The organism is Mesorhizobium wenxiniae, assembly GCF_002284535.1.
GTDB lineage: Bacteria > Pseudomonadota > Alphaproteobacteria > Rhizobiales > Rhizobiaceae > Mesorhizobium > Mesorhizobium wenxiniae.
On record NZ_NPKH01000014.1, the window covers coordinates 345,159 to 367,922 of the forward strand.

The 22,764-nt window shown below is 62.8% G+C and carries 25 protein-coding genes and 2 pseudogenes; 12 read left to right on the top strand and 15 right to left on the bottom strand.

Going from position 1 to position 22,764, the window contains the following annotated elements:
* Positions 1 to 64 precede the first annotated feature (64 nt).
* The 4 genes from CIT31_RS06970 to ybgC form a co-directional block, all read right to left on the bottom strand.
* Positions 65 to 1,222 carry an energy transducer TonB family protein gene (locus CIT31_RS06970; protein WP_095517986.1) on the bottom strand — a complete coding sequence of 386 codons (1,158 nt, stop codon included), beginning with the start codon at positions 1,220 to 1,222 and terminating at the stop codon, positions 65 to 67.
* Positions 1,223 to 1,229: 7 nt separating this feature from the next.
* Entirely contained in the window at positions 1,230 to 1,688 is a 459-nt protein-coding gene (gene tolR / locus CIT31_RS06975) for a protein TolR (RefSeq protein WP_065011259.1), read from the bottom strand.
* Between the two features lie 9 nt (positions 1,689 to 1,697).
* Positions 1,698 to 2,408: a protein TolQ gene (gene tolQ / locus CIT31_RS06980; RefSeq protein WP_029348869.1), complete on the bottom strand. Its 711-nt coding sequence runs from the start codon at positions 2,406 to 2,408 to the stop codon at positions 1,698 to 1,700.
* A 295-nt stretch (positions 2,409 to 2,703) separates the two neighbouring features.
* Positions 2,704 to 3,177 carry a tol-pal system-associated acyl-CoA thioesterase gene (gene ybgC / locus CIT31_RS06985; protein WP_095517987.1) on the bottom strand — a complete coding sequence of 158 codons (474 nt, stop codon included), beginning with the start codon at positions 3,175 to 3,177 and terminating at the stop codon, positions 2,704 to 2,706.
* Positions 3,178 to 3,311: 134 nt separating this feature from the next.
* On the opposite strand from ybgC, the gene CIT31_RS06990 reads away from it, so the two are divergent.
* Positions 3,312 to 4,562: a glycoside hydrolase family 5 protein gene (locus CIT31_RS06990; protein ID WP_095517988.1), complete on the top strand. Its 1,251-nt coding sequence runs from the start codon at positions 3,312 to 3,314 to the stop codon at positions 4,560 to 4,562.
* 3 nt (positions 4,563 to 4,565) lie between these two features.
* Here CIT31_RS06990 and CIT31_RS06995 read toward each other — a convergent pair.
* The 8 genes and pseudogenes from CIT31_RS06995 to CIT31_RS07030 all read right to left on the bottom strand — a co-directional run bounded on the left by CIT31_RS06995 (position 4,566) and on the right by CIT31_RS07030 (position 10,170).
* Positions 4,566 to 5,467: pseudogene (locus tag CIT31_RS06995) on the bottom strand (metallophosphoesterase).
* A 120-nt stretch (positions 5,468 to 5,587) separates the two neighbouring features.
* A complete protein-coding gene (ruvB, locus tag CIT31_RS07000) occupies positions 5,588 to 6,625 on the bottom strand; it encodes a Holliday junction branch migration DNA helicase RuvB (protein WP_095517989.1) in 1,038 nt (345 codons plus the stop codon).
* A 43-nt stretch (positions 6,626 to 6,668) separates the two neighbouring features.
* Positions 6,669 to 7,289: a Holliday junction branch migration protein RuvA gene (gene ruvA / locus CIT31_RS07005; RefSeq protein WP_095517990.1), complete on the bottom strand. Its 621-nt coding sequence runs from the start codon at positions 7,287 to 7,289 to the stop codon at positions 6,669 to 6,671.
* Between the two features lie 27 nt (positions 7,290 to 7,316).
* Complete coding sequence (locus tag CIT31_RS07010; protein WP_095517991.1) at positions 7,317 to 7,736, bottom strand: type II toxin-antitoxin system VapC family toxin; 420 nt, start codon at positions 7,734 to 7,736, stop codon at positions 7,317 to 7,319.
* The gene (locus CIT31_RS07015) at positions 7,714 to 7,983 is read right to left on the bottom strand and encodes an AbrB/MazE/SpoVT family DNA-binding domain-containing protein (RefSeq protein WP_095517992.1); all 270 of its coding nucleotides are present in this window, start codon (positions 7,981 to 7,983) and stop codon (positions 7,714 to 7,716) included. The genes CIT31_RS07010 and CIT31_RS07015 overlap by 23 nt, the downstream gene beginning before the upstream one ends.
* A gap of 56 nt (positions 7,984 to 8,039) precedes the next feature.
* The gene (gene ruvC / locus CIT31_RS07020; protein ID WP_029348881.1) at positions 8,040 to 8,549 is read right to left on the bottom strand and encodes a crossover junction endodeoxyribonuclease RuvC; all 510 of its coding nucleotides are present in this window, start codon (positions 8,547 to 8,549) and stop codon (positions 8,040 to 8,042) included.
* Positions 8,550 to 8,871: 322 nt separating this feature from the next.
* A complete protein-coding gene (rcdA, locus tag CIT31_RS07025) occupies positions 8,872 to 9,402 on the bottom strand; it encodes a protease adaptor protein RcdA (RefSeq protein ID WP_029348882.1) in 531 nt (176 codons plus the stop codon).
* Between the two features lie 363 nt (positions 9,403 to 9,765).
* Positions 9,766 to 10,170: a hypothetical protein gene (locus CIT31_RS07030; RefSeq protein WP_095517993.1), complete on the bottom strand. Its 405-nt coding sequence runs from the start codon at positions 10,168 to 10,170 to the stop codon at positions 9,766 to 9,768.
* A 346-nt stretch (positions 10,171 to 10,516) separates the two neighbouring features.
* On the opposite strand from CIT31_RS07030, the gene CIT31_RS07035 reads away from it, so the two are divergent.
* Positions 10,517 to 11,068: a DUF2269 family protein gene (locus tag CIT31_RS07035; RefSeq protein ID WP_095517994.1), complete on the top strand. Its 552-nt coding sequence runs from the start codon at positions 10,517 to 10,519 to the stop codon at positions 11,066 to 11,068.
* Positions 11,069 to 11,124: 56 nt separating this feature from the next.
* Here the strand turns inward: CIT31_RS07035 and CIT31_RS07040 are convergent, their stop codons facing one another.
* Entirely contained in the window at positions 11,125 to 11,895 is a 771-nt protein-coding gene (locus tag CIT31_RS07040; protein WP_095517995.1) for a sulfite exporter TauE/SafE family protein, read from the bottom strand.
* A gap of 112 nt (positions 11,896 to 12,007) precedes the next feature.
* A complete protein-coding gene (locus tag CIT31_RS07045; protein WP_095517996.1) occupies positions 12,008 to 12,466 on the bottom strand; it encodes an Lrp/AsnC family transcriptional regulator in 459 nt (152 codons plus the stop codon).
* A 134-nt stretch (positions 12,467 to 12,600) separates the two neighbouring features.
* On the opposite strand from CIT31_RS07045, the gene CIT31_RS07050 reads away from it, so the two are divergent.
* The 9 genes from CIT31_RS07050 to CIT31_RS07090 all read left to right on the top strand — a co-directional run bounded on the left by CIT31_RS07050 (position 12,601) and on the right by CIT31_RS07090 (position 20,513).
* Positions 12,601 to 13,536, top strand: a complete 936-nt coding sequence (locus tag CIT31_RS07050; protein WP_095517997.1) for a DMT family transporter — start codon at positions 12,601 to 12,603, stop codon at positions 13,534 to 13,536.
* A 134-nt stretch (positions 13,537 to 13,670) separates the two neighbouring features.
* Positions 13,671 to 14,318, top strand: coding sequence for a thiamine phosphate synthase (locus CIT31_RS07055; RefSeq protein WP_095517998.1), 648 nt, complete (start codon positions 13,671 to 13,673; stop codon positions 14,316 to 14,318).
* Entirely contained in the window at positions 14,278 to 15,351 is a 1,074-nt protein-coding gene (locus CIT31_RS07060) for a tetratricopeptide repeat protein (protein ID WP_095517999.1), read from the top strand. The genes CIT31_RS07055 and CIT31_RS07060 overlap by 41 nt, the downstream gene beginning before the upstream one ends.
* Before the next feature lie 161 nt (positions 15,352 to 15,512).
* Entirely contained in the window at positions 15,513 to 16,079 is a 567-nt protein-coding gene (gene efp, locus CIT31_RS07065; protein WP_065011342.1) for an elongation factor P, read from the top strand.
* 40 nt (positions 16,080 to 16,119) lie between these two features.
* Entirely contained in the window at positions 16,120 to 16,920 is an 801-nt protein-coding gene (locus CIT31_RS07070; RefSeq protein WP_095518000.1) for an inositol monophosphatase family protein, read from the top strand.
* Positions 16,921 to 17,028: 108 nt separating this feature from the next.
* Complete coding sequence (gene trhA / locus CIT31_RS07075; RefSeq protein ID WP_095518001.1) at positions 17,029 to 17,721, top strand: PAQR family membrane homeostasis protein TrhA; 693 nt, start codon at positions 17,029 to 17,031, stop codon at positions 17,719 to 17,721.
* 107 nt (positions 17,722 to 17,828) lie between these two features.
* Positions 17,829 to 18,854 (top strand): MotA/TolQ/ExbB proton channel family protein, encoded by a 1,026-nt coding sequence (locus CIT31_RS07080; protein WP_065011243.1) that lies wholly within the window; start codon positions 17,829 to 17,831, stop codon positions 18,852 to 18,854.
* Between the two features lies 1 nt (position 18,855).
* Positions 18,856 to 19,887, top strand: a complete 1,032-nt coding sequence (locus CIT31_RS07085) for a peptidoglycan -binding protein (RefSeq protein ID WP_029348904.1) — start codon at positions 18,856 to 18,858, stop codon at positions 19,885 to 19,887.
* 227 nt (positions 19,888 to 20,114) lie between these two features.
* Positions 20,115 to 20,513, top strand: a complete 399-nt coding sequence (locus CIT31_RS07090; protein WP_095518002.1) for a hypothetical protein — start codon at positions 20,115 to 20,117, stop codon at positions 20,511 to 20,513.
* A 122-nt stretch (positions 20,514 to 20,635) separates the two neighbouring features.
* Here the strand turns inward: CIT31_RS07090 and CIT31_RS07095 are convergent.
* Positions 20,636 to 20,990, bottom strand: a pseudogene (locus CIT31_RS07095) (DUF1304 domain-containing protein).
* A gap of 160 nt (positions 20,991 to 21,150) precedes the next feature.
* On the opposite strand from CIT31_RS07095, the gene CIT31_RS07100 reads away from it, so the two are divergent.
* Entirely contained in the window at positions 21,151 to 22,635 is a 1,485-nt protein-coding gene (locus tag CIT31_RS07100) for a carboxypeptidase M32 (RefSeq protein WP_095518003.1), read from the top strand.
* The last annotated feature ends 129 nt before the right edge of the window (positions 22,636 to 22,764 follow it).

Consider the following 22,764-nt stretch of genomic DNA (forward strand, 5'->3'; position numbering starts at 1 on the left):
GAGCGGCTTGAGGATGGATTTCATGTCTTCTCGCTTCTCTTCAATGATTCTACGGGCGCCAGACCTATAGGCCCAGCATCTCCCTCGGATCGAACGTGACCCGCACGTCGGCCCAGATGTCTTGTTTGCCTGCGGGAACCTGCAGGCCGGCCACATCGCATTTCTGAACCGCGCGAACGGCACTTTCGTCGAACGGGCGGCTTCCGCTCGACTTTTCGACAGATGGCCGTCCGTCCAGCTTGCCGGAGGCGTCGAGGTTGAACCGGACTACGACGATGAAATTCTCGGAACCCTCGAGCCCTACCGGCAGGGTCCAGCAACCACCAAGCTGAGCCTCCAACGCCCCCTGCTCCGACCTTGAAAGCTTCTGGCCCTGATTCTTGTCCCCGCCGAGCGACGCCTGCTGGGTTGAACGCTTGGCGCCGCCGCCGGACGGCTTCCGCTTGTCGAGCAACGCGGAAATCTCGTCGGCGTTGAACTGCTTGTCTTCCGACTTCGGCTTGGACGAGGCCTCCTTGACCGGCTTGTCGGCGTCCTTGCGCTCCGGCGCCTTGGCGCTTTCGGCCTGGGCCGGCTGCGGCTTCGGCCGCGCCTGCGGCGCAGGCGCAGAGTCCGGAAGCTGCGTCGTCTCGGTGGGCTGCTCTTTCGTTATTGCTTCGGCGACGGCGTCCGGCTTGACCTCAGGCTGCGGGTCGATGGCGGCGGTCTTGTCCTGCGGCGGCGTCGGCGCCGGCTCCTTGGCCGGTGTTGGCTTAGGCTCCGCCTGCTTGACAGGCTCGGGCTTGACCTCTTCCTTCGGCTGCGGGACCGGTGCGACCTCCGTCGCCGGAACAGGCTTGGGCTGTTCCTTCGGCTTCGGCACATCCTCGGGCTTCGGCTTCTCTTTCGGCGTCGGCGCGGGCGGCGGCGCCTCAGCCTTATCGACTGGCTGGGGCTTGGGTTCCGGCGTCGGCGGCTTGTCGGTATCGACGCTGTTTTCGCCGACCGTCTGCGCGTCGGCCACGATGTCCGGACGCTGGGTCGGCAATGGAGCCGGCTTTTCGCTCACCGCAGCTTTCTTGTCGCCTTTCTGTATCTGCGCGATCGCTTCCATCGGCACGATTTCGACCGCCAGCGACTCGGCATCGGACGCCGGCAATGCAGCCGGCGCCGACAGCGTGAACAGGCCGAAGCCGATCACGACCGTATGCAAGATCACCGATGTGGTGAGGCCGGTCCTCATCTTGCGTCTATTGATCCTGTTCCTGCAGTGAAACCAGGCCGATATTCTTGTATCCGGCGGCCGAGATGCGGGCCATCACCTTCATGGCGGTGCCATAGTCCGTCGACTTGTCGCCGCGGATGAAGATGCGCTCGTCATAGCCGGTCTTCGAGATCGCCTGCAGCTTCGCCACCAGTTCCTCAACCGGGATTTCGGTCTCCTGGAGATAGATCTGGCCGGCGGAGTTGATGGAGACCGTGATCGGCTGCGTGTCGACATTCATCGCCTTGGCCTGCGTGTCCGGCAGGTCGATCGGCACGCCGACCGTCAGCAATGGTGCGGCGACCATGAAGATGATCAGCAGCACCAGCATCACGTCGACCATCGGCGTGACGTTGATTTCCGATATCATCGCGTGATGGCGGCCGCGCCGCCTGTGGCCGCGACCACCGCGTCCCCCGCCACCCGCGCCTACAGACATTCCCATGATTGTTCCTCAGGTCTTCTGCGCGACTTTTTCATCGATTTGGCGCGAGAGTATGGCGGAGAACTCGTCCGCGAACCCCTCCATGCGCACGGCGATCTTGCTCGCGTCCGACGACAGCTTGTTGTAGGCGATGACGGCGGGGATGGCCGCGAGCAGGCCTATTGCCGTGGCCAGCAGCGCTTCGGCAATACCGGGTGCGACCACCGATAGGCTGGTATTCTTGGATGCGGCGATCGCCTGGAACGAGGTCATGATGCCGATCACTGTGCCGAACAGGCCGATGAAGGGGGCCGCCGAGCCGGTGGTGGCGAGAAAGCCAAGCCGTCCTTCCAGCTTTTCCATTTCGCGGGTCAGCGCCAGGTCCATCGCCTTGTCGATGCGGGTCTGCAGGCCAAGCGGCGATTTCGCGCCCTTCTCGAAGCTCTTCTTCCATTCGCGCATGGCGGCGACGAAGATGGCGCCCATGCCGGTCGTTTTGCGGTCGGCGAGCGTGCGGTAGAGCTCCTCCAGCGACTGCCCGGACCAGAACACCTGTTCGAAGCGATTGAGCGCGAGCCGCATGCGGCCATAGGCGACGAGCTTGTCGACGATGATCGCCCAGGTCCAGATCGAGGCGCAGAGCAGCCCGATCATGACCAGCTTGACCACCCAGCCGGCCTGCATGAACAGCGCCCAAATCGACAAATGCGCGCCCGGTTCGGCGAGTGCGATATTTTCCATGGTTACGTCCTTAAGATTTTCCGGGCACGGCTGGCGGCTGGCCCATGGGCATCCCTTGTGGTCCGTTCGCGCGCAAAGCTTGCGGCATAAACCCCAAAATGCACCGTTGGCGGCCTTTTCGGGGCAAATGTTGGTGAAAGGAAGGCGCTGGATTCCTCCAATCTTTACCACTCTCTTCATGAACCGTTATGGTTAAGGATGGGTTAGGACGTACAGCGCGGCGCATTGCCGCGCCTTGGGCGAGCCCCCAGGCATCGTCAGCGGATCACCGGCGTCAGTAACTTACCGATTTGAACTACCGATTTGTCTTGCGCATGAAGGTTGCAATCCATTCCTTCGGAAAGCGTCTTGGCCGGCCATTCTCGCCGATGATCGCCGCCTCGACCCGCGCCTCGACCAACACCTCGCCGCCGCGCTTCAGCTGCTGCGCCATGAAGATGCGGGCGCCCGAAATGTCCTCGGTGCGCGTCTCGATGGTCAAGATGTCGTCCATGCGGGCGGATCCGCGGAAGTCGATCTCCATGCGCCGCACCACCCAGATTATTTTTTCGCCATGCTTGCCCTCGGCGAGCTCGGTGTGATGGACGCCGGCAAGCCGGAGATAGTCGGAGCGGCCGCGCTCGAAGAATTCGAGATAGCGCGCGTGGTAGACGACGCCGGAGAAATCGGTGTCGGCATAGTAGACCCGCGCCATCAGCCGATGGCCGAATTCCGTCAGCGCGCCGGAAAGCCCGGCGCCGAGCGCCGCCGATTCACCATGATCGTCCATTGCGCTTTCCTTTTTGGGCCTGACTGGGCACCTAAAGCGCGACGCACTTTAGGTGGTTGTTTGCTTGCGTGTCGTTGTCCCAAAAACCGCTACACACTCTTGGGCGACACGCACTGGCTTGGCGCAAGAACCGGATGGCACTGTTGACGGCGATGATCAAGACCTTGATGGCGGCGCTACTCGTGCTTGCCGCGCTGGTGATGCCGGCCCAAACAGCGAGCTTTTCGATGAAGCGCGGCCTCAATCTCGACCAATGGACGACCTGGCCTGGCGAGGACAAATGGAGCGACCCGCAGGCAATCCTGCCCTATCCCGAGTGGCGCAAGTTCCTCAATGACGATGACCTCAAGGCGCTGAAGAGCGCTGGCTTCGATTTCCTGCGCATGCCGGTCGATCCGTCGCCATTTCTGTCCGGCGAGACGTTAGCGCTGCGCGACGGGCTCTATGCCAGCGTGCTGGACTCGGTGCGCATGGTCAATCGCGCCGGGCTGAAAGTGGTCGTCGACATGCATCTGATCCCCAGCGGCAGCAGCCGCAAGATCGGCATGGGCGAGGTGATGGAGGACCCGAAAACCTTCGAAGCCTATGTCGAAATGGTGCGCAGGTTGGCCCGCACGCTGGCCGATGAGGATCCGCGCCAGGTCGCTTTCGAGCCAATGAACGAGCCGGTGATCGACTGCGACGCCGACGGCACCGGCCTCTGGCCGGAGCGCCAGCAGAGACTGTTCGCGGCGGCGCGTTCGTCGGCCACGAAGCTCACCCTGATCCTGACCGGCGCCTGCTATTCCAATGCAGCATCGCTGGCAAAGATCGATCCGAAGGCGATCCCGGACGACAATATCATCTGGACCTTTCACTCTTACGAGCCGTTCCTGCTGACCCATCAGGGCGCGACCTGGGCCGGCGACTTCATCCTTTATGTGACCGGCCTGCCCTATCCGCTCAGCGCTGTCCCGCGCGCCCAGTTGGATGCTGCGCTCGATACGATCCGCGCAAGGATCAAGGCCGAGGCGCCATGGGCGCGGCAGAGCGGCCTGCTCGCCTATCTCGACGAGCAGGTTGCGAGCATCGACACGAATGAGAAACTACTCGGGATGATGGATGCGCCGTTCGCCAGGGTCGAGGCCTGGGCAAAGGCCAACGGCATCAAGCCGGAGAACATCACGCTCGGCGAATTCGGCATGATTCGCCAGGAATACGGCAATCCCTACGTGATGCCGGCCGAATACCGTGCTGCCTATGTCAGGGACATGATCGGGCGCGCCGAAGCCCATGGCTTCGCATGGTCGGTCTGGAGCTATGGCGGCGCCTTCGGCATCGTCGACTCGTTTGACGGCGAAAAGGCCGAGCCGGATGTGATGGACGTGGTCAAGTCACTTCATTGACGGTCAACCCAGTTCGATCGAAAGAATCTCTGGGCGCATCCCAAAACGCACCGGCAGGATGCTGAAACCGAGCCCTCCGGAGACGATCAGGTTACGGTTCTCCTCCACGACATGGCCATAGGCAAAACGGTTGCCGAAGCGGGATGGCACGACTGGAGAATACCCGAGCAACCGCACCTGTCCGCCATGGGATGACCGGAAAGCGTCAACGATACCCGTGACGGGACCTTCGGGAATATGTCCGGCTCATGCGCCAGCAGGATAACAGGAGCCTTGTCGCGCACCTTTGCCAGCGTGCCATGCAGGTCGTCCAGTCCTTTGAATCTGCTGCGGCCCCAGGCCTTGCCCGGCCGCAGCGCAAGTTGGTCCGCAAGTCCGGCGACCCAGAAGCCATGCCCGTCTTTTTCCAGGCGCACCGCATCGTTTTCCAGGACCGGGATGCCGGCACTTTCGAGCGCCCTGCGCGCCACCGTCGGGCCGAACCCGGCTTTCTGCGCAGAAAGGTCCTCCCACCAGTCGTGATTGCCAAGGATTGACCACACGCCGAGCGGCGCCTTCAGTCCTGACAAGGCCGGCGCCCATTCGGAGGAACCCACCCAGTCCGAAACCAGGCGTGGGCCGGCTGCATAGTCGCCAAGCAGGACAATCAGATCCGGCTGCAGGCTGTTCGCCCGTTCGGAAAGCGACCTGATCCGCTCCGGCGTCATCCATGGCCGGCAAGCATGGATATCGGCGAGAGCGACGACGCGAAGCCGCAATCCCGCAGGCCAGTTTGGCGGCGTCAATGAATAGCGATTTACATGCGTCAACAACATCGGCTCAAGGCCAACCGCATAAGCGCTGAGCGACACGGCCGATAAGAACGAGCCGCCGATGAGGCGCAGGAAGCCACGTCTGGTGATCATCGCTCAGCTCCGTCGGACGGACGGTCCCACAGCGAAGCGTTAGAGCCCGCAAATGCGCCGGCAAGCTGACCAGGATTAGGAGATTTTGCGCAGGAATGAAGCCGCAACGCCGCGCGGACGCTACTCTTCCTGGAACAGGCTGATCTGCTGCTGCGCCAAGTCCTTCGGCGCATCGAGGCCGAGATGCCGCCAGGCATTGGCGGTCAGCACGCGGCCGCGCGGCGTGCGCTGGATGAATCCCTGCTGGATCAGATAGGGCTCGATGATGTCCTCGATGGCGTCGCGCGGCTCGGAAAGCCCTGCCGCGATCGTCTCGATGCCCACCGGCCCGCCGCCAAAATTCCGCGCGATCATCGAGAGGTAGCGGCGGTCGAGCGCGTCGAGGCCGAGCGCATCGACCTCCAGCCGCGTCAGCGCTTCGTCGGCGATCTGCCGGTCGACATGACCGTCGCCGGCGACGGAGGCAAAATCGCGCACGCGGCGCAACAGCCGTCCGGCGATGCGCGGCGTGCCACGCGCGCGTCGCGCGATCTCCAGCGCGCCGTCGTCGCCGAGCGGCATGCCAAGAATGCGAGCGCCGCGCCGCACGATCTGCTCCAGTTCCTCGACGGAGTAGAAATCGAGACGGACCGGGATGCCAAAGCGGTCGCGCAGCGGATTGGTCAGAAGACCGAGCCGGGTGGTGGCGGCGACGAGGGTGAAACGGGCTAGGTCAATCTTGACCGAGCGCGCCGCCGGCCCTTCGCCGATGATCAGGTCGAGCTGGAAATCCTCCATCGCCGGATAGAGAATTTCCTCGACCGCGGGGTTGAGCCGGTGGATCTCGTCGATGAACAGCACGTCGCGGTCTTCGAGATTGGTGAGCAGTGCTGCGAGATCGCCGGCCTTGGCGATGACCGGGCCGGAGGTCGAGCGGAAATTGACGCCGAGCTCGCGCGCCATGATCTGCGCCAGCGTTGTCTTGCCGAGGCCGGGTGGCCCGACGAACAGCACATGGTCGAGCGCCTCGCTGCGGCCCTTGGCGGCCTCGATGAACACTTTGAGATTGGCCCGCACCGCCGCCTGGCCGACAAAATCGCCGAGCGTCTGCGGCCGCAAGGTTTGCTCGGCATCCTCGCCGCGCTTATCGGGAGCGATGAGGCGTGGCGAAAGGCTCATGCCGCTTTCCTTGCACAGGCTAGGGAACGGGACAAGCACAGTCTCACCGCGCCAGTTCCTTCAGCCCGAAGCGGATCAGCTTCGATGCATCCGCATTCTCGCCGGCGCTTTTCAGCGCAGCCGCCACCGCATTGGCGGCGATGTCGCGCGAATAGCCGAGATTGACCAGCGCCGAGACGGCGTCGGTGATCGGCGCCGGTGCGACGCCTTCGCCGAGTTCCTGCTTCAGGCCGATGGTGCCGGAGGCAGTGCCCGCATAGACTGGCGCCTTGTTCTTCAGTTCGGTGACGATCCGCTCGGCCACCTTCTTGCCGACGCCCGGCGCGCGGCTGACCATGGCAATATCACGCAGCGCGATAGCATTGGCGAGATCGGCCGGCGCCAGCGTCGACAGAATAGCCAGCGCCACCTTGGCGCCGACGCCCTGTACATTGCTCATCAAAAGCCGGAACCATTCGCGCTCCAGCACCGACTGGAATCCGTAGAGTCGCAGCATATCCTCGCGTACATAGGTCTCGATGAACAGCACCACCGCCTCGCCGGGGGCCGGCAAGGCGGCCAGCGTGCGCGTCGAGCAGTGGGCGACATAGCCGACGCCGTGCACGTCGATGATGCAGAAATCCTCGTCGATCTCGTCCAGCGTGCCTTTGAGCTTGCCGATCATGCCAAAGCTCTCATGGATACAGGCCCCTCATGGATAGGTTTCAGGAGACATGATATCGAGATCCGGAAAGTAGCTGCGGTAGCGCGCGGCATCGCGCGTCAGCAGACGATGCCCAGCGACAACCGCATGGGCTCCGATAAAGAAATCCGGCAGGGTTCGTTCGCGGACCCCGCCAGCGCGGCGATAGCGGGAATGCGTTACACCGGCGAGGAATGCCGCTTCCCATGGCAAGAGTTCGCGATCCATCTTAAGCGTCTCGACTGCTTTACGGAGTGCCGGCTCGGTCGCTATCAGCGGCGCGAGTTCGGACCAGACGATTGTATTGATGACGAGTGTACCATCGCGCCGGCATGCTGTGATCGCTGACGCCGACCACTTCGTCTCCTTTCCGGCAGGACCCCAAACATCGATCAGGACATTTGTGTCAATCAATGTCGAGATCTTCACGTGGACCCCTCAGCCACTCCATATACTCGTCCGTTGTCATGCCTCCCAAGTCCAACGTGCCGGCCATATGATCAAGCAGCTGGCTGAATTTGCGAGAGGCCTCTTCCTCGGAAATGTTTTCGTTGACCGCAACAACACGAGCGCCGTCGTCTGTGGGCACGAACTCCACCTCGGAGCCCGGTCCAATCCCCAAATGATCCCGTATCTCCTTCGGGATCGTCACTTGGCCTTTGCTTGTCACGCGCATGGTAATACCTCGTTGGTATTACTTATTGCCGAACCGAGAACAGGTCAAGAACAAACTTATCCGGCCAGCGCCATCCTATAGGCAACGCTCTGCCGGTGATGGGCGTGGCAGATGGCAATGGCCAGGGCGTCGGCGGCATCATCGGTGTCGAAAGTCGCCTTCGGCATCAGCACCTTGACCATCATGTGGATTTGCTTCTTGTCGCCGTGACCGACGCCGATCACCGCCTTCTTGACGGCGTTTGGCGCATATTCGGCAACGACCAGGCCGGCCAGCGCCGGCACCAGCATGGCGATGCCGCGCGCCTGGCCAAGCTTCAGCGTCGCTGCCGCATCCTTGTTGACGAAAGTCTGCTCGACCGCCGCCTCGTGCGGCTTGGCGGCATGCAGGATCTCGGCGAGCCCATCATGCAACTGGCAAAGGCGCCTCGCCAGCGCCGCCTTGTCGTCGGAACGCACGGTGCCGGAGGCGACGAAGCGCAGCGAATTGCCGAGGCTCTCGACGATGCCCCAGCCGGTACGCCTCAGCCCCGGATCGATGCCGATGATGCGAATCGCTTCCCCCATTCGCCAAGTCTACCCTTGGCGGACAGCGATGCCAGCGAAATGTGAACAAACCAGAAACAGGGTTCCCACAGCGTCCCATAGGCTGTTTGAGAATTCGCTCTGACGAGGCAGATGGCGTGGTTTTCGAGAACCGAAGCGGAGCGGACATTTGGGTCCGTTAGCCCGCGCATGACCTTCAAAATCGGAGTCGATTTTCGGAAAAGGATCATGCGCAAAATCTAAGCGCTACAGCGTCCTATGCGCGTCCCCAGACGCGCGGCGCTGTACGCAAGCGCAGAAAACGGCGCCAGGTGTCCGTCGGAGAGAATTATCAAGCAGCCTGTCAGCCCCGGGCAAAAGCCGTGTTCAGCAGCGTGATCTGGTCGGAAACCGGATTGACGCGGCGGCCGGATGGCGAGACATCGGCCACGGCACCGCCGTAGATTTCCTCGTCCATGCGACGCACCAGCGCCTGCAGTCGCAGCGAGCGGTTGACGAGGTCAAGAAAATCCTTGGGCAGTTCGACCCAGCCTGCGGCATCGTTGTTGGCGGAAGCGGTGTCGAGACGCACCTTGGATTTTTCGGAAGCAACCTGATCGCGGGTCATCTCGCCGGAATTCGCCGCACGCTGCAAAAGCAGCCAGGAGGCGACCTGCATCAGCCTCGTGGTCAGCCGCATCGATTCGGCCGCATAGAGCGTCGCCGCCAGCCTGGACAGTTTCTTCGCCTCGGCCCGGCCCTTGCCGTCCAGATATTCGGCCGCCTGCTCGACCAGGCCCATGCCTTCCTGATAGAGCGGCTTGAAGGATTGGGAGAAAACCCGGCGCTCCGCCAGCTTGATGGTTTTCGCGCTTCCCTTCGAAGAGTCGTTCATCGATACGCCCTGCACTTGCCTTACAGCCGGTCGATTCGGCGTCATCGCCGTCACGTCCTGCACCCTATATGACCGAGACTTGAAAATGCGCTTCGGGGCGGGTGAAGGCAAGCACATGTTTAACAAACGGTTAACGGCGGCGCAGGCCCCGGGCAATCCGGATCGCGGGCAAAAAAAGAGCCGCGGGTAAGGCGGCTCTCAGGAGTTTAACAGGGAGGCGTCAAACAAAGTGGCTCCAACCACTCGGTAAGAATCCAGATCACTGGATGTACATAGTAAACGCCTGTAAAGCTTAATGAAGCCTTAACGGCACGGATATTTTTTGATCGAGCGCCGCCCGCCTGTGCCGTAACAGCACAATACTCAGGCCTTTTGGGCCTCAGGAAGCCGCTCGGCTTTCCACACCTCCGGCAGTGCGATGTAGGCAAACAGCAGCAATCCCGCGTAAAAACCCATCGAGGACGTTGCCACCAGCGGCTCGATCGCCGGGTTGCCGGCAAGCATGATATAAAGGCCGATCAACAGGCCGATGCCACTGATTGCCGTCAACCAGAAATGGACGGTGGCAAGCTTCTTTTCCGCGACTGCCGGAAACAGATGGTAGAAGAAGGCAAACACCGCCGACATCAGCCATCCGGCCACCATGATGTGGGCGTGGGTCGGCATCTGCGCATGGTCTTTGCTGATCGCCATCTGAAGGCCGAGCGCCATCCCGAACAGTGCATAGACGACGGCCAGCGTGAAGAAATTTCGTGCTACCTTTTGCATAGTATCCCCCGATTTGCCTTTTCCCGTCATGGGAATGGGTTGAATTCAGGCGGTCGACCCGCCACCGGGTCCCCGGCATCGGCGCATTAGCATCGGCAATGTTTCTGGACGATGCCGCATCGCGCCCGACCCTCCCCGGCGCTGCCAGGATAGCAGAAAACGGCGCGACGCGCTTGCGCAATCGTTGAACGATGCCGTTACGGAGTGTCTCATAGGACGTCGAAACAAAGCGGCCGCCCACGCGACATCGTTCCGAAACAGGCGCCGCGCTAAACGCCCGCTCCTCGCAGCGAGATGGAGCAAGTATGCGCCGCTCGCAATCGTCAACATCCAAGGATGGGGAACCATGGATTGGTACTCTATCGTCAAATTTCTGCACGTCGTCTCGGCGATCCTCTGGGTCGGCGGCGGCTTCACGCTGATGGTGCTCGCGATGCGCGCCGATCGCGCTGGAAACATCGAAGGCATGCTGCAGGCCATGCGCGCCACTGGCGAGCTGGGCAACAGGTTCTTCGCGCCGATGTCGATGCTGACGCTCGCCTTCGGGCTGATCATGTGTTGGTTCTGGGTCGGCTTCTCCGACCTGTGGATCCTGATCGGCCTTGCCGGCTATGCGACGACCTTCTGCATCGGCATGTTCATCTTCAAGCCGACCGCCGACCGCATGGCGGGGATGATCGCCAAGGACGGCGTGACGCCGGCGGCCCTCGCTGAGGGCCAGCGCATCCTCAACGGTGCACGCATCGACTATTCGGTGATGCTGGTGATCATCGCCGACATGGTGCTGAAGCCGACGCTGAACGACATCACCATCCTGGGCTGCATGGCGCTGGTCCTGACCACCGGAATTGCTCTCGCCCTCGGCGGAACGCGCCGGTTGGTGCCTAGCGCCGCCTGAAATCCACCGTGACGCTGCTGGCGGCTCGGCTGCCGGCAGCTTCCATGGCTGGCAATCTAGAGAAGGCCGGAAATCCCGTCCCACAGAAGCTTGACCGCAACTACCGCCACGGTTGCGTAGGTGAAGGGGTAGAACAGTTCCGGCCGCATCCGCCGGACCAGCCAGGCGCCGGCGATGGTCGAAAGCGGCGCCAGCGGTACCAGAACCGCCGACGCGGTCAGGTTGGTGGTATCGAACTGTCCCAGCGCAAAATAGGGGATGAGCTTCAATGCGTTGGTGGCGGCAAAGAAGATTGCAGCGGTGCCCGACAGCACTTTCGGATCAGGCCGGATCGGCAGCGCATAGACCTGAAAGGGCGGACCGCCGACATGGGCGACGAAGCTGGTGAAGCCGGCGACCGTCCCCCAGAAGGCAGCAGCCGCGCGGTTGGGCTCGGCCGAGTGGCCCGCACCGTGCCGCATCTGTAGATAGACCCAGCGAAGCACGAAGAGAATGGCCACCGCGCCGACGATCAGCCGCACCATTTCCGCTGTCACCAGCGCCGCGGTCAGCCAGCCGAGGCCGATGCCGATCACCGCCCCGGGCATCATGTCCGTAAGCATCTTGCGGTCGTAGACACCCCACCATGTCCACACCGAGACGATGTCCATCAGGCATAGAATCGGCAGCAGGATGGCGGCGGCCTGCACCGGCGGCATGGCCAGCGCCATCAGCGGCACCCCGATGAAACCGACCGCACCGCCAAAGCCGCCCTTGGACAGACCGACCAGGATGACGGCTGGAATGGCGGCGGCATAGAACCAGGGATCGAGCAGAAGACCTGACATCGGCGGGGAGCAGTTGGAGGGAAAGCGTATAGACGCTGGAATAGCCGATAAACTTTCGCGCCGCGACCGCAAATGTGCACACAATGCGATGCGTCGTGAGTGCTGAGGCCTGTTACGGTTTTGAGATGGCGGTCGCGGCAAGCGGCGGTGGGCGCCTCCGGATCGGCTGCGCCTTGATGATGGCTGTGCTCGTTTCGGCTTTGTCGGCGATACGGTCGAGAAGCTTGTCGAGATCGCCGATCGAGCGCACGAACAGCCGGGCAACAAAGCAGTCGTCGCCCGTCACCTTGTCGCATTCGCCAAACTCCGGGATCTCCTCGATCAGCTTCTGGACGATATGCAGCTTGCCCGGCAAGGGCCGGATGCGAACAATCGCCTGCAGCGAGTAGCCGAGCGCTTGCGGGTCGATCTCGACGGTGAAAGCCCTGATAACGCCACGATCTTCCAGCCGACGCAGCCGCTCCGCCACGCTCGGCGACGACAGTCCTACCTGCTGGGCCAGTTCCTTCAACGAGGTTCGCGAATCCTTGACCAGGATTTCGAGAAGGCGTCGGTCCAGATCGTCCAGCATTTGACATTCCCAACGAAAAGGCCGCCGCCACCTTATTTAATTAGGCACGGCCGGCATATCACCCATCGCAAGACATAGGAAGCGCTTGTGCCGCATGGGATTATCGACCCATCAGCATTCGAGAGGTAATCTTCATGGACAGCACGGTGCGCGGCACAATCGAAATGACGGCCGCAATGGCCATCCTCGGCACGATCGGATGGTTCGTCGTCATGTCGGGCGAGCCCATCATGGACGTCGTCTTCTGGCGCTGCGCCTTCGGCGCGATAACGCTGCTGATCATCTGCGCTGCCCTGGGATTGCTGCGCGGCAGGCTGTCGCTGCGCATCGTGGCGATTGCGGCCCTTGGGGGCGCGGCCATCGTCATCAACTGGTTGCTGTTGTTCAGTTCGTTTTCCCACGCCTCGATCTCGATCGCCACGGCAGTCTACAACACCCAGCCCTTCATGCTGGTCGGCTTTGGCGCGCTCTTCTTCTCAGAGCGGCTGACCATGACGAAGCTGGCCTGGCTCGGCATCGCCTTCGCCGGCATGCTGCTGATCGTGCACGCCTCGCCTGATGTGGGGCCCGATGCAGGTCCTAATACAGGCACAGGCAATCTCGGTACGGATTATTTTACCGGCATCGCAATGGCGCTGGGTGCGGCTTTCTTCTGGGCTGTGGCCGCCATCGTCACCAAGAAGCTCAAAGGCACGCCACCGCACCTGATCGCCCTGATCCAGGTCTGCGTCGGAGTCGTCATGCTGGCACCCTTCGCCAACCTTTCCCACCTTCCCGCCGATGCGTGGAGCTGGAGCATGCTGACGACGCTTGGCGTCGTCCATACTGGTCTGATGTACATCCTGATGTACGGCGCCGTTCAGAAACTGCCGACTCATCTGCAGGGGTCGCTGTCCTTTATCTACCCTGTGGTCGCGATCCTGGTCGATGTCGTCGCCTTCGGCCACCGGCTGCATCCGGCCCAGATCGTCGGCGCCGCCGCCATCCTGGTCGCTGCCGCCGGCATGAATCTTGGCTGGACACTGTGGAAATCGGAGATCCCAGCCGAGAGCACCCAGGCGATCAAGTGAGCGAAGAACGTCGCCGGACGACAATCATGCGCCAATGATCCTGCCCCGCCCGCCTGTTCAAGGCTGGCACTTTGCTCTATGCCGCAATGCAACCATCTTCGCCCGGCATAGGCGAAAACCGGGATCGAAAACCAATGAACGACGCAACGCCTCCAAATCGCTGCCGCATCGTGCTGATCGCGCCGCCCGGCGTGCCGGCTGAGCGCATCGGCGCGGCGTTCGAGGGCGGCGACGTCGCCTCGCTGATCCTGCCCGAGAACGGCATGGACGAGGCCTCCTTCCAGGCCTTCGCCGAACAGATCGTGCCGGCGGCGCAAGCGGCAGGCGTTGCCGTCGTCATTGCCGGCGACACCCGCATCGCCGGCCGCGTCCAGGCAGATGGCATCCATGTCGAGGTCGGCAAGGCCGAACTCGCCGAGACGATCGACCGTTTTCAGGCAAAAATGATGGTCGGCACCGGCGGCGCCAAGACACGCGACGATGCGCTGGAACTCGGCGAGCTCAGGCCCGACTACATCTTCTTCGGCCGCTTCGGCTACGACAACAAGCCGGAGCCGCACCCGCGCAACCTGTCGCTGGGGCAATGGTGGGCGGATGTGATCCAGATCCCTTGCATCGTCATGGCCGGGTCCGACCTCGCCTCGGTCGAAGCGGTAGCTACCACCGGCGCCGAATTCGTGGCGCTGTCCAGCGCCGTCTTTGCCGACGGCGTCGACCCGAAGATGGCAGTCGCCAGCGCCAATGCGCTGCTCGACGAAACCGCGCCGCATTTCGAGGACTGACGTGCCGGCGTGGACAATCCTTTTCGGAGCTTTGCTTGCGGCGCTCACGGTGCAGGCCGCCGTGGCGGAAACCGCCCCGTTGCCGCAACCCAAGCCCGACATCGGTGCAAGCACGGACAAGCCGATCGCCACGCCGCTGCCGCAGCCTGCCACCACCGCCCCGCTGCCGTCGGCCGACGCCATCAATCCCGACCGCTTCGGCGCAAAGCCGTCGGACTCTGCCTATGGCGCCTTCCAGCGCGGCCTTTACAAGACGGCCTACAACCTCGCTTTGGTTCGCGCCCAGAACGGCGACCCGGCGGCGCAGACATTGATCGCGGAGATATTGTCGCGCGGTCTTGGCGTGCCGGTCAACGCTGCGGAGGCGGCAAAGTGGTACGCGCTTGCCGCCGAGCAGGGCATACCAGAATCGCAGTTCCAGTATGCGCTGATGCTGCTCGACGGCCGCTACGTCAAAAAGGACGAGAAAGGGGCCTACGCGCTGATGCAGGCCGCCGCCGAGGCCGGCAACCGTCTGGCGCAGTTCAATTTCGCGCAGCTGCTGGTCCAGCAGGACCCCGGCGATGCCGGCATCGCAAAGGCGGTGTCCTATTATCAGCGCGCCGCCGCGACCGGCCTTGCCGACGCGCAATATGCTATGGCGCAGGTCTATGCCAATGGCGTCGGCGGCAAGCCGCGCGACGAGGTCCAGGCGCGAGGGCTGTTGGCGCAGGCAGCACGGCAGAACTACGATACGGCGCAGATCGATCTCGCCGCCTGGATGATCGAGGGACGTGGTGGTGCCCGCGACCTGAAGTCCGGCTTCGGCTGGATGAAACAGGCCGCCGAGGGCGGGAATGTCGCCGCCCAGAACCGCCTCGCCAAGCTTTACATGGGCGGCATCGGCACCGATCCGGATCCGATCCTTGCCGGCGCCTGGTACGTTGTCGCACGGCGCGCCGGGCTCATCGATCCGCAGATGGACGATTTTCTGCGGGGCCTGACCGACGACCAGACGAAGCAGGCGCTGCAGATGGCCAACCGCCTGCCGTAGAGCGTCGCGGACGGTGAATTATCTGGCAGCGAATGCTGACGAGGGGATGGCTCCGCCCCTACTCCCCCTCCTGCCCACTCCCTTGCCTCTCCTGGCGATTTGTGGTCTTGGAGGCGCCAAATCGCTTTCATCGCGAATATCTCATTCCGGATCACATCATCATGGCCAAGATCAATGGCAACGAAATCCGTCCCGGCAACGTCATCGAACATGATGGCGGCCTATGGGTGGCGGTCAGAACCAACACTGTCAAGCCTGGCAAGGGCGGCGCCTATAACCAAGTCGAGCTGAAGAACCTGATCAACGGCACCAAGCTTAATGAGCGTTTCCGCTCCGCCGAAACCGTCGAACAGATCCGGCTGGAGATGAAGGATTTCTCCTACCTCTACGAGCAGGGCGAAGCGCTGGTGTTCATGGACACCGAAAGCTACGAGCAGCTTGAACTGCAAAAGGATTTCGTCGGCGATCGCGCCGCCTTCCTGCAGGACGGCATGATGGTGACGGTCCAGCTCTATGATGAAAGGCCGATCGGCATTTCACTGCCCGACCAGGTGACGCTGACCATCACCGAGGCCGATCCGGTGGTGAAGGGTCAGACGGCCGCCTCATCCTATAAGCCGGCGATGCTGGAGAACGGCATCCGCGTGCTGGTGCCGCCGTTCATCGGGTCGGGCGAACGTATCATCGTCGACACCAACGAAATCACTTACGTGCGCCGCGCCGACTAAAGCGCCGGCAGCAGGAAGAAGCGCAGCAGGAAAAAGTACAATGGCGCGTTCCGCGATCCTCAATGTAATGGTCCAGGCCGCCATGAAGGCCGGCCGCTCGCTGTCGCGCGATTTCGGCGAAGTCCAGAACCTGCAGGTCTCGATGAAGGGGCCGGGCGACTATGTCAGCCAGGCCGACCGCAAGGCCGAAGACATCCTTTTCACCGAGCTGTCGAAGGCGCGGCCGGGCTACGCCTTCCTGATGGAGGAGCGCGGCCTGATCGAAGGCGACGACGGCCAGCACCGCTGGATCGTCGACCCGCTCGACGGCACCACCAATTTCCTGCACGGCATTCCGCTCTTCGCCATCTCGATCGCGCTAGAGCGTCAGGGCCAGATCGTCGCCGGCGTCGTCTACAATCCGGCGATGGACGAACTCTACACTGCCGAGCGCGGCGGCGGCGCCTTTATGAACGACCGCCGGTTGCGGGTCGCCGGCCGCACCAAGCTGATCGACGCGGTGATCGGCTGCGGCGTGCCGCATCTCGGGCGCGGCCAGCATGGCAATTTCCTGGTCGAGCTGCGCAACGTGATGGCCGAAGTCTCGGGCGTGCGCCGCCTCGGCTCTGCCTCGCTCGATCTCGCCTACGTCGCTGCCGGCCGCATGGACGGGTTCTGGGAAACCGGCCTGTCGGCCTGGGACGTCGCCGCCGGCATCCTGCTGATCCGCGAGGCGGGCGGCTTCATCTCCGACTTCGCCGGCGGGCAGAACATGCTGGATGGCGGCTCGATCGTCGCCGGCAACGAGATCATCCAGCGCGCGCTGTTGAAAACCGTCAGGAAGCCGGTGACGCCGCGCTAAGCTCTAGCTAGCAGACTTGGCGCGCTGAACCGCCGCAGTCGCAAAATCGCAACCAAAGCTTGAAATACTGTCCGGGATCCGCCCAGATAAGGGGATGCAGGATCATTCATGACGCATATCGGCACCGAATCCCGGATCGAAATCCCCTTCATGGGACGCTGGCATTATTCGCGCGCCGAAATGATCGCCGACGGCATCGTCCATGCGGTGGGCATCGTGCTCGCCATTGCCGCCGGCTCGGCGCTGCTGGCGCTGGCCTCCTTCCATGCCGGTCCGGGCGAATATATCGCCGCCGCTTTCTACGTGGTTTCGCTGCTCACCGTGCTGTCGGTGTCGCTGGCCTATAACCTGTGGCCGGTGTCGTCGCCGGCCAAGTGGATATTGCGGCGCTTCGATCATGCCGCGATCTATCTGCTGATCGCCGCGACCTACACGCCTTTCCTCGCCCAGCTCGACGGCTCGCCGTTGGCCATCTCGATGATCGTCCTGGTCTGGCTCGCGGCAGCGATCGGCATCGCCATCAAAGTGCTTCTTCCCGGCCGCTTCGACCGGCTGGCGATCGTCTTCTATCTCGCCATCGGCTGGAGCGGCATCGTTCTTGTCGAGCCGCTGGTCCAGACATTGCCGACGACATCGATCCCGCTGATTGTTGCCGGCGGCATCGTCTATTCCTGCGGCGTCATCTTCTTCGCCTGGAAGGGCCTGCCCTTCCACAATGCGCTGTGGCACGGCTTTGTCGTCACCGGCGCCGGCCTGCATCTTGCCGCCATGGTCGACTGCCTGGTCATCAACCGACTCTGACGCCAATGGTCCGGCCGGCAATATTGCCAAGCGCCATTCAATTTGGTCACAATTGCGTTTAGAGTCGCCGTCAAACGTGAATTGACGGCATCGGAAACGGGGCACGGATGGCTTTTCTCAAATCCTTCGGCGTGGGCAGACGCTCCGACGTCCTGATGTACGACCCGCACAAATTGTCGAGCCCGCAGGTTTTTCTGCTGACCATGGTCATCTTCCTGATGATCGTCGCCTTCATCGCCGCCATCCTGACCCGTCAGATCTCGAACGCCTTTGCCACCAATCCCGGTCTCAACGGCCTGATCATCGGCGTGCTTGCGGTCGGCATCCTGCTGGCCTTCGTGCAGGTCGGCCGGCTGTTTCGCGAAGTGCGCTGGGTCAACTCATTTCGGGCCGGCTCCGAAACCACCGAACCGGTGCTGCTGGCGCCGATGAAGGCGATGATCGGCCGCTCGTCGACGATCGCCTTCTCGACCAGCTCGATGCGCACCATGCTCGATTCGATCGCCACCCGCCTCGACGAAAGCCGCGACACCTCGCGCTATCTTGTCGGGCTGCTGGTGTTCCTTGGCCTGCTCGGCACCTTCTGGGGCCTGCTCAACACGATCGGCTCGATCCGCGAAACTATTGACTCGCTCGATCCCGGCTCCGGCGATGCCGCCGCCGTGCTCGAATCGCTGAAGCAGGGGCTTTCCGCGCCGCTCGCCGGCATGGGCACCGCCTTCTCGTCGTCGCTGTTTGGCCTGTCCGGTTCCCTGGTGCTCGGCTTCCTCGACCTGCAGGCTGGCCGCGCCCAGACACGCTTCTACACCGAGCTCGAAAACTGGCTGTCCTCGGTCACCGACCTGTCGTCCGACATCGTCGTCGCCGAACCGCCAAAGGCCGAGTCCTCCGACGAGATCCGCGTCCTGTCGGAAAGACTGCGCAGCATGCAGGAAAGCGGCGGCGGCGCCAATCCGCGTGTCGCCACCGCCATGGCCAACCTTGCCGACGGCATTTCGGGCTTGGTCAAGAACATGCGCTCGGAGCAGCAGATCATGCGCGACTGGGTCGAGGCCCAGTCGGACGAGCAGAAGGCTATGCGCAATACGCTGGAGAAGATCGCCGACGCCCTGAAGAAGACCGGAGTCCATTAGCATGGCTCTCGCCAGGAGCCGGCGTACCGATCGCCGTATCGATTACTGGCCAGGCTTCGTCGACGCGCTGTCGACGTTGCTGCTGGCGATCATGTTCCTGCTCACCGTCTTCGTGCTGGCGCAGTTCCTGCTCGGCCGCGAAATCTCCGGCAAGGACACGGTACTCAACCGCCTCAACTTGCAGATAAACGAACTGACCCAGCTTCTGGCGCTGGAGCGCTCGACGACGCAGGACAAGGAAGATTCGCTCGCCAATTTGCAGGCGTCGCTGTCGGCGTCGGAGGCGGAAAAGAGCCGGCTCGAGCAATTGCTGGCGCAAGGCGCCGGTGCCGGCGACGCGGCCAACCAGCGCGCCACGGCGCTTTCTGGTGAACTCGACAACCAGCGCCAGATCAGCCAGCAGGCGCTGAGCCAGGTCGAAATCCTCAACCAGCAGATCGCGGCGCTGCGCAGGCAGATCGGAGCGCTCGAAGAAGCGCTCAACGTATCCGAAACGCGCGACCGCGAGTCCAACACCAAGATCGCCGATCTCGGCCGCCGCCTGAACGTCGCGCTGGCGCAACGGGTGCAGGAACTGAACCGCTATCGGTCCGACTTCTTCGGGCGCTTGCGCGAGATCCTCGCCGATCGCGAGAACATCCGCATCGTCGGCGACCGCTTCGTCTTCCAGTCGGAAGTGCTTTTCCCGACAGGCTCCGAAGTGATCAACGATGCCGGCAAGGACGAGATGAAGAAGCTCGCCGACGCCATTATCGACCTGCAGAAGGAGATCCCGCCGGAGATCAACTGGGTGCTGCGCGTCGACGGCCACACCGATGACAAGCCACTATCGGGAACCGGCCGCTACCGCGACAATTGGGAATTGTCGACGGCGCGCTCGACCTCGGTGGTGAAGTTCCTGATCGAAAACGGCGTGCCGGCCAACCGGCTGGTTGCGGCCGGCTTCGGTGAATTCCAGCCGCTCGACCCCGCCGACACCGAAGATGCACGCAACAAGAACCGCCGCATCGAGCTGAAACTGACCGAGCGCTGATCGCCCCGGCTCCAAGCGGCGGCCGCATTTAGGGTGGCAATGCGGTGCCGGCAAGGCCTGAAAGGATTACCTTTTTTTGATTACACTTTGCCGAGGATCGCTCCTAGCTATGTCACCGGGCCGAGAACCGCCGGCGGTGGAAGCGTCCATCGCGCCCGACGGAACCGACGGCCCACGGCTGGAAGGTGGCCCCCAATCGCCGCCTCCCCTGTAAAAGGAGACGCAACATGCGCTCTTTCACTCCCAAGATCCTCAGGGCTGCAACGCTCGTCGCACTTCTCGTCACCGTTCCGTTTGCTGGCGCCTACGCCGGCCCGCGTGATGCAGCCTTGATCAACCAGATAGAGAGCGTGGATACCGGTATCCGCGCCGCCATGCAGGCGAACAGGATCAAGCCGGACGAGGCGCGTGACTTGCGCACGCAGGTCGCTCACCTTGATCGGGCCGCCCAGAGGGCCGCGCGAGATGGGACGATGCCGATCACGCAATGTCAGCAGTTGCTGGCGCAGCTCGATCATGTGAGTCAGAAGCTGCGGGCTGCCACCGGCAGCGCCTTCCTCATCGGCAGCGGCGGCGATGGCGGATATTATCCGAACGGCTACGGCCCAAAATATCCAAACGGCTGAAACCTCCATTACAGCGCCGCAGTTCGATCTTGCGCATGATCCTTTGATTCTTGCGCAGATCCGTTCCGCACCGAAGGCCCGCAGCAGATCCGTGCTCCGAAAATTGATTCCGATTTTCGGGGTCATGCGCCCAGCCAAAGTACGATCAGCGCCAGCACTGCCGGTAGAGTCTGGATGTAGAGGATTTTCCTATCGACCGTCGCCGCGCTGTAGAGGCCGGCGATGGCGACGCAGAGCAGGAAAAACACCTTGATCTGGAAACCGGCCTCGCCGAGGTAAAGCCCCCAGATCAGCCCGGCTGCGAGAAAGCCGTTGTAAAGCCCCTGGTTGGCCGGCAAGCACTTTCGATGCGCTGGCGAATTCCGGCGTCAGCTTGAACGCCTTGTGGCCGCGTGGCGTATTCCACAGCACCATCTCCAGATAGACGATGTAGAGGTGGATCAGCGCCACCAACCCGACCAGCACGTTGGCGATCATGCTTCATCTCCCGTCGCGGCACGGCGCCGCCTTGCGATATTGATAGACGCATTGCGGCGTTCAGCTAGCAACCAATGTGCCCTTCGCTGACGGCCTTCAGGGTTGCCAATGCCCGCGCATTGGTATCTTTTCCCGCCGTTCAAATTCAGCGGAACCCATCATGTCCTTTCAAAAACTCGACGACCTCGGTCACAAGCTCGAAGCGCTGGAGCATGCGCTCGCCATTCTCGGCGCCGACGAGGCGACCCATATGGCCGTGGGCGGCGGCGAAAAGCGCGCCGAGGCGATGTCGGCGCTGGCCGGCATGCATCACGCCAGAGCGACCGCGCCGGAGATCGCCGACTGGATCGCTGCGGCCGAGCAGGAAACGCTGAACGAAGAACAGCAGGCAGCGGTCAAGGAGTTCCGGCGGCAGTATACCAACCTGACCTGCCTGCCGGTTGAATTCGTCGAGCGCCAAACGACCGCGCGCATGCGCTCCGAGCAGCTCTGGCGCGACCTGCGGGCGAAAAACGACTGGGCAGGATTTTTGCCGGCGCTCGAAGGCGTCGTGGCGCTAGTGCGCGAGGAAGCAGCACTTCGCGCCGACGTGCTCGGCCTCGATCCCTACGACGCGCTGATGGAGCAGTACGATCCCGGCAACCGCGCCGCCGACATCACGCCGGTCTTCGCCGAGCTGAAGACCTTCCTTAGGGATTTCGTACCGGAGGCACTGGCCGTGCAGGAAGAGCGGCTGGCGAAAAACCCTCTGAAGCCGCTTTCGGGCAGCTACGCGATCGAAAAGCAGCGCGAGCTTGGCCTCGCCATGATGGCGGCGGTCGGCTTCGACCTCACCCACGGCTCGCTTTCGGTTTCGCATCATCCGTTCTGTGGCGGCGTGCCGAGCGACGTGCGCATCACCACCCGCTACAAGACCTCCGACTTCCTGTCGGCACTGATGGGAGTGCTGCACGAGACCGGCCATGCGCTTTACGAACAGAACCTGCCGAAGGCATGGGCGCACTGGCCGCTTGGCAAAGCGCGCGGCATGGCCGTGCATGAAAGCCAGAGCCTGTTCGTCGAAAAGCAGATCGGCCGCAACCCGGAATTCTGGCGCTGGGCGCTGCCTGTGGTCGAACGGCACCTGGGCGAGACCTGGTCGATCGACGACATCCTGCCGCATGTTCATAGGGTCGAGCGCGGGCTGATCCGCGTCGACGCCGACGAGGTCACATATCCGCTGCACGTCATCCTGCGCTACGAGCTGGAGCAGGAGCTTGTCTCGGGGCGGCTGGAGGCCGCCGATCTGCCCGAGGCTTGGGACGCCAAGATGCGCGACTATCTCGGCCTGTCGACCATCGACAACCCGGCCGACGGGCCGATGCAGGACGTGCACTGGCCAGGTGCCGCCTTCGGCTACTTCCCGTCCTATACGCTGGGCGCCATGATGGCGGCGCAGCAATGGGCGGCGCTGACCAGAGACCATCCTTCTGCCGACGAAGACCTCGCCACGGGAAATTTCGCGGCGATCAACGGCTGGCGCCGTGAAAAGATTTGGTCGCAAGGTTCGCGCTGGTCGACGCCCGACCTGCTCGAACGCGCCACCAGCGAGAAACTCAACGCCGCGCATTTCACCGATCACCTGAAGAAGCGCTACGGCGCATAGGACGGCACCCCCCTCCCATCCATCCCACCTGACCGATCATTGGGGTTCTCGAAGATGATTCACCATTCTCGGTCCTAGCCGAGCCACCCTGCCTTGCAGGACGCAATTTACTTTTCTATCACTAGTGGC

Bases quoted from the DNA above. Each gene is read 5' to 3' on its own strand.
- CIT31_RS06990 (WP_095517988.1), top strand. From the start codon at position 3,312: ATGGCACTGTTGACGGCGATGATCAAGACCTTGATGGCGGCGCTACTC.
- tolR (WP_065011259.1), bottom strand. From the start codon at position 1,688: ATGGGAATGTCTGTAGGCGCGGGTGGCGGGGGACGCGGTGGTCGCGGC.
- CIT31_RS07085 (WP_029348904.1), top strand. From the start codon at position 18,856: ATGGCTCTCGCCAGGAGCCGGCGTACCGATCGCCGTATCGATTACTGG.
- CIT31_RS07100 (WP_095518003.1), top strand. From the start codon at position 21,151: ATGTCCTTTCAAAAACTCGACGACCTCGGTCACAAGCTCGAAGCGCTG.
- ruvB (WP_095517989.1), bottom strand. From the start codon at position 6,625: ATGAGCCTTTCGCCACGCCTCATCGCTCCCGATAAGCGCGGCGAGGAT.
- rcdA (WP_029348882.1), bottom strand. From the start codon at position 9,402: ATGAACGACTCTTCGAAGGGAAGCGCGAAAACCATCAAGCTGGCGGAG.
- CIT31_RS07015 (WP_095517992.1), bottom strand. From the start codon at position 7,983: ATGCGCGTGACAAGCAAAGGCCAAGTGACGATCCCGAAGGAGATACGG.
- CIT31_RS07090 (WP_095518002.1), top strand. From the start codon at position 20,115: ATGCGCTCTTTCACTCCCAAGATCCTCAGGGCTGCAACGCTCGTCGCA.
- tolQ (WP_029348869.1), bottom strand. From the start codon at position 2,408: ATGGAAAATATCGCACTCGCCGAACCGGGCGCGCATTTGTCGATTTGG.
- CIT31_RS07055 (WP_095517998.1), top strand. From the start codon at position 13,671: ATGAACGACGCAACGCCTCCAAATCGCTGCCGCATCGTGCTGATCGCG.
- CIT31_RS07070 (WP_095518000.1), top strand. From the start codon at position 16,120: ATGGCGCGTTCCGCGATCCTCAATGTAATGGTCCAGGCCGCCATGAAG.
- efp (WP_065011342.1), top strand. From the start codon at position 15,513: ATGGCCAAGATCAATGGCAACGAAATCCGTCCCGGCAACGTCATCGAA.
- CIT31_RS07035 (WP_095517994.1), top strand. From the start codon at position 10,517: ATGGATTGGTACTCTATCGTCAAATTTCTGCACGTCGTCTCGGCGATC.
- ybgC (WP_095517987.1), bottom strand. From the start codon at position 3,177: ATGGACGATCATGGTGAATCGGCGGCGCTCGGCGCCGGGCTTTCCGGC.
- ruvC (WP_029348881.1), bottom strand. From the start codon at position 8,549: ATGGGGGAAGCGATTCGCATCATCGGCATCGATCCGGGGCTGAGGCGT.
- CIT31_RS07060 (WP_095517999.1), top strand. From the start codon at position 14,278: ATGCGCTGCTCGACGAAACCGCGCCGCATTTCGAGGACTGACGTGCCG.
- CIT31_RS07040 (WP_095517995.1), bottom strand. From the start codon at position 11,895: ATGTCAGGTCTTCTGCTCGATCCCTGGTTCTATGCCGCCGCCATTCCA.
- trhA (WP_095518001.1), top strand. From the start codon at position 17,029: ATGACGCATATCGGCACCGAATCCCGGATCGAAATCCCCTTCATGGGA.
- CIT31_RS07045 (WP_095517996.1), bottom strand. From the start codon at position 12,466: ATGCTGGACGATCTGGACCGACGCCTTCTCGAAATCCTGGTCAAGGAT.
- CIT31_RS07030 (WP_095517993.1), bottom strand. From the start codon at position 10,170: ATGCAAAAGGTAGCACGAAATTTCTTCACGCTGGCCGTCGTCTATGCA.
- CIT31_RS06970 (WP_095517986.1), bottom strand. From the start codon at position 1,222: ATGAGGACCGGCCTCACCACATCGGTGATCTTGCATACGGTCGTGATC.
- CIT31_RS07050 (WP_095517997.1), top strand. From the start codon at position 12,601: ATGGACAGCACGGTGCGCGGCACAATCGAAATGACGGCCGCAATGGCC.
- CIT31_RS07080 (WP_065011243.1), top strand. From the start codon at position 17,829: ATGGCTTTTCTCAAATCCTTCGGCGTGGGCAGACGCTCCGACGTCCTG.
- ruvA (WP_095517990.1), bottom strand. From the start codon at position 7,289: ATGATCGGCAAGCTCAAAGGCACGCTGGACGAGATCGACGAGGATTTC.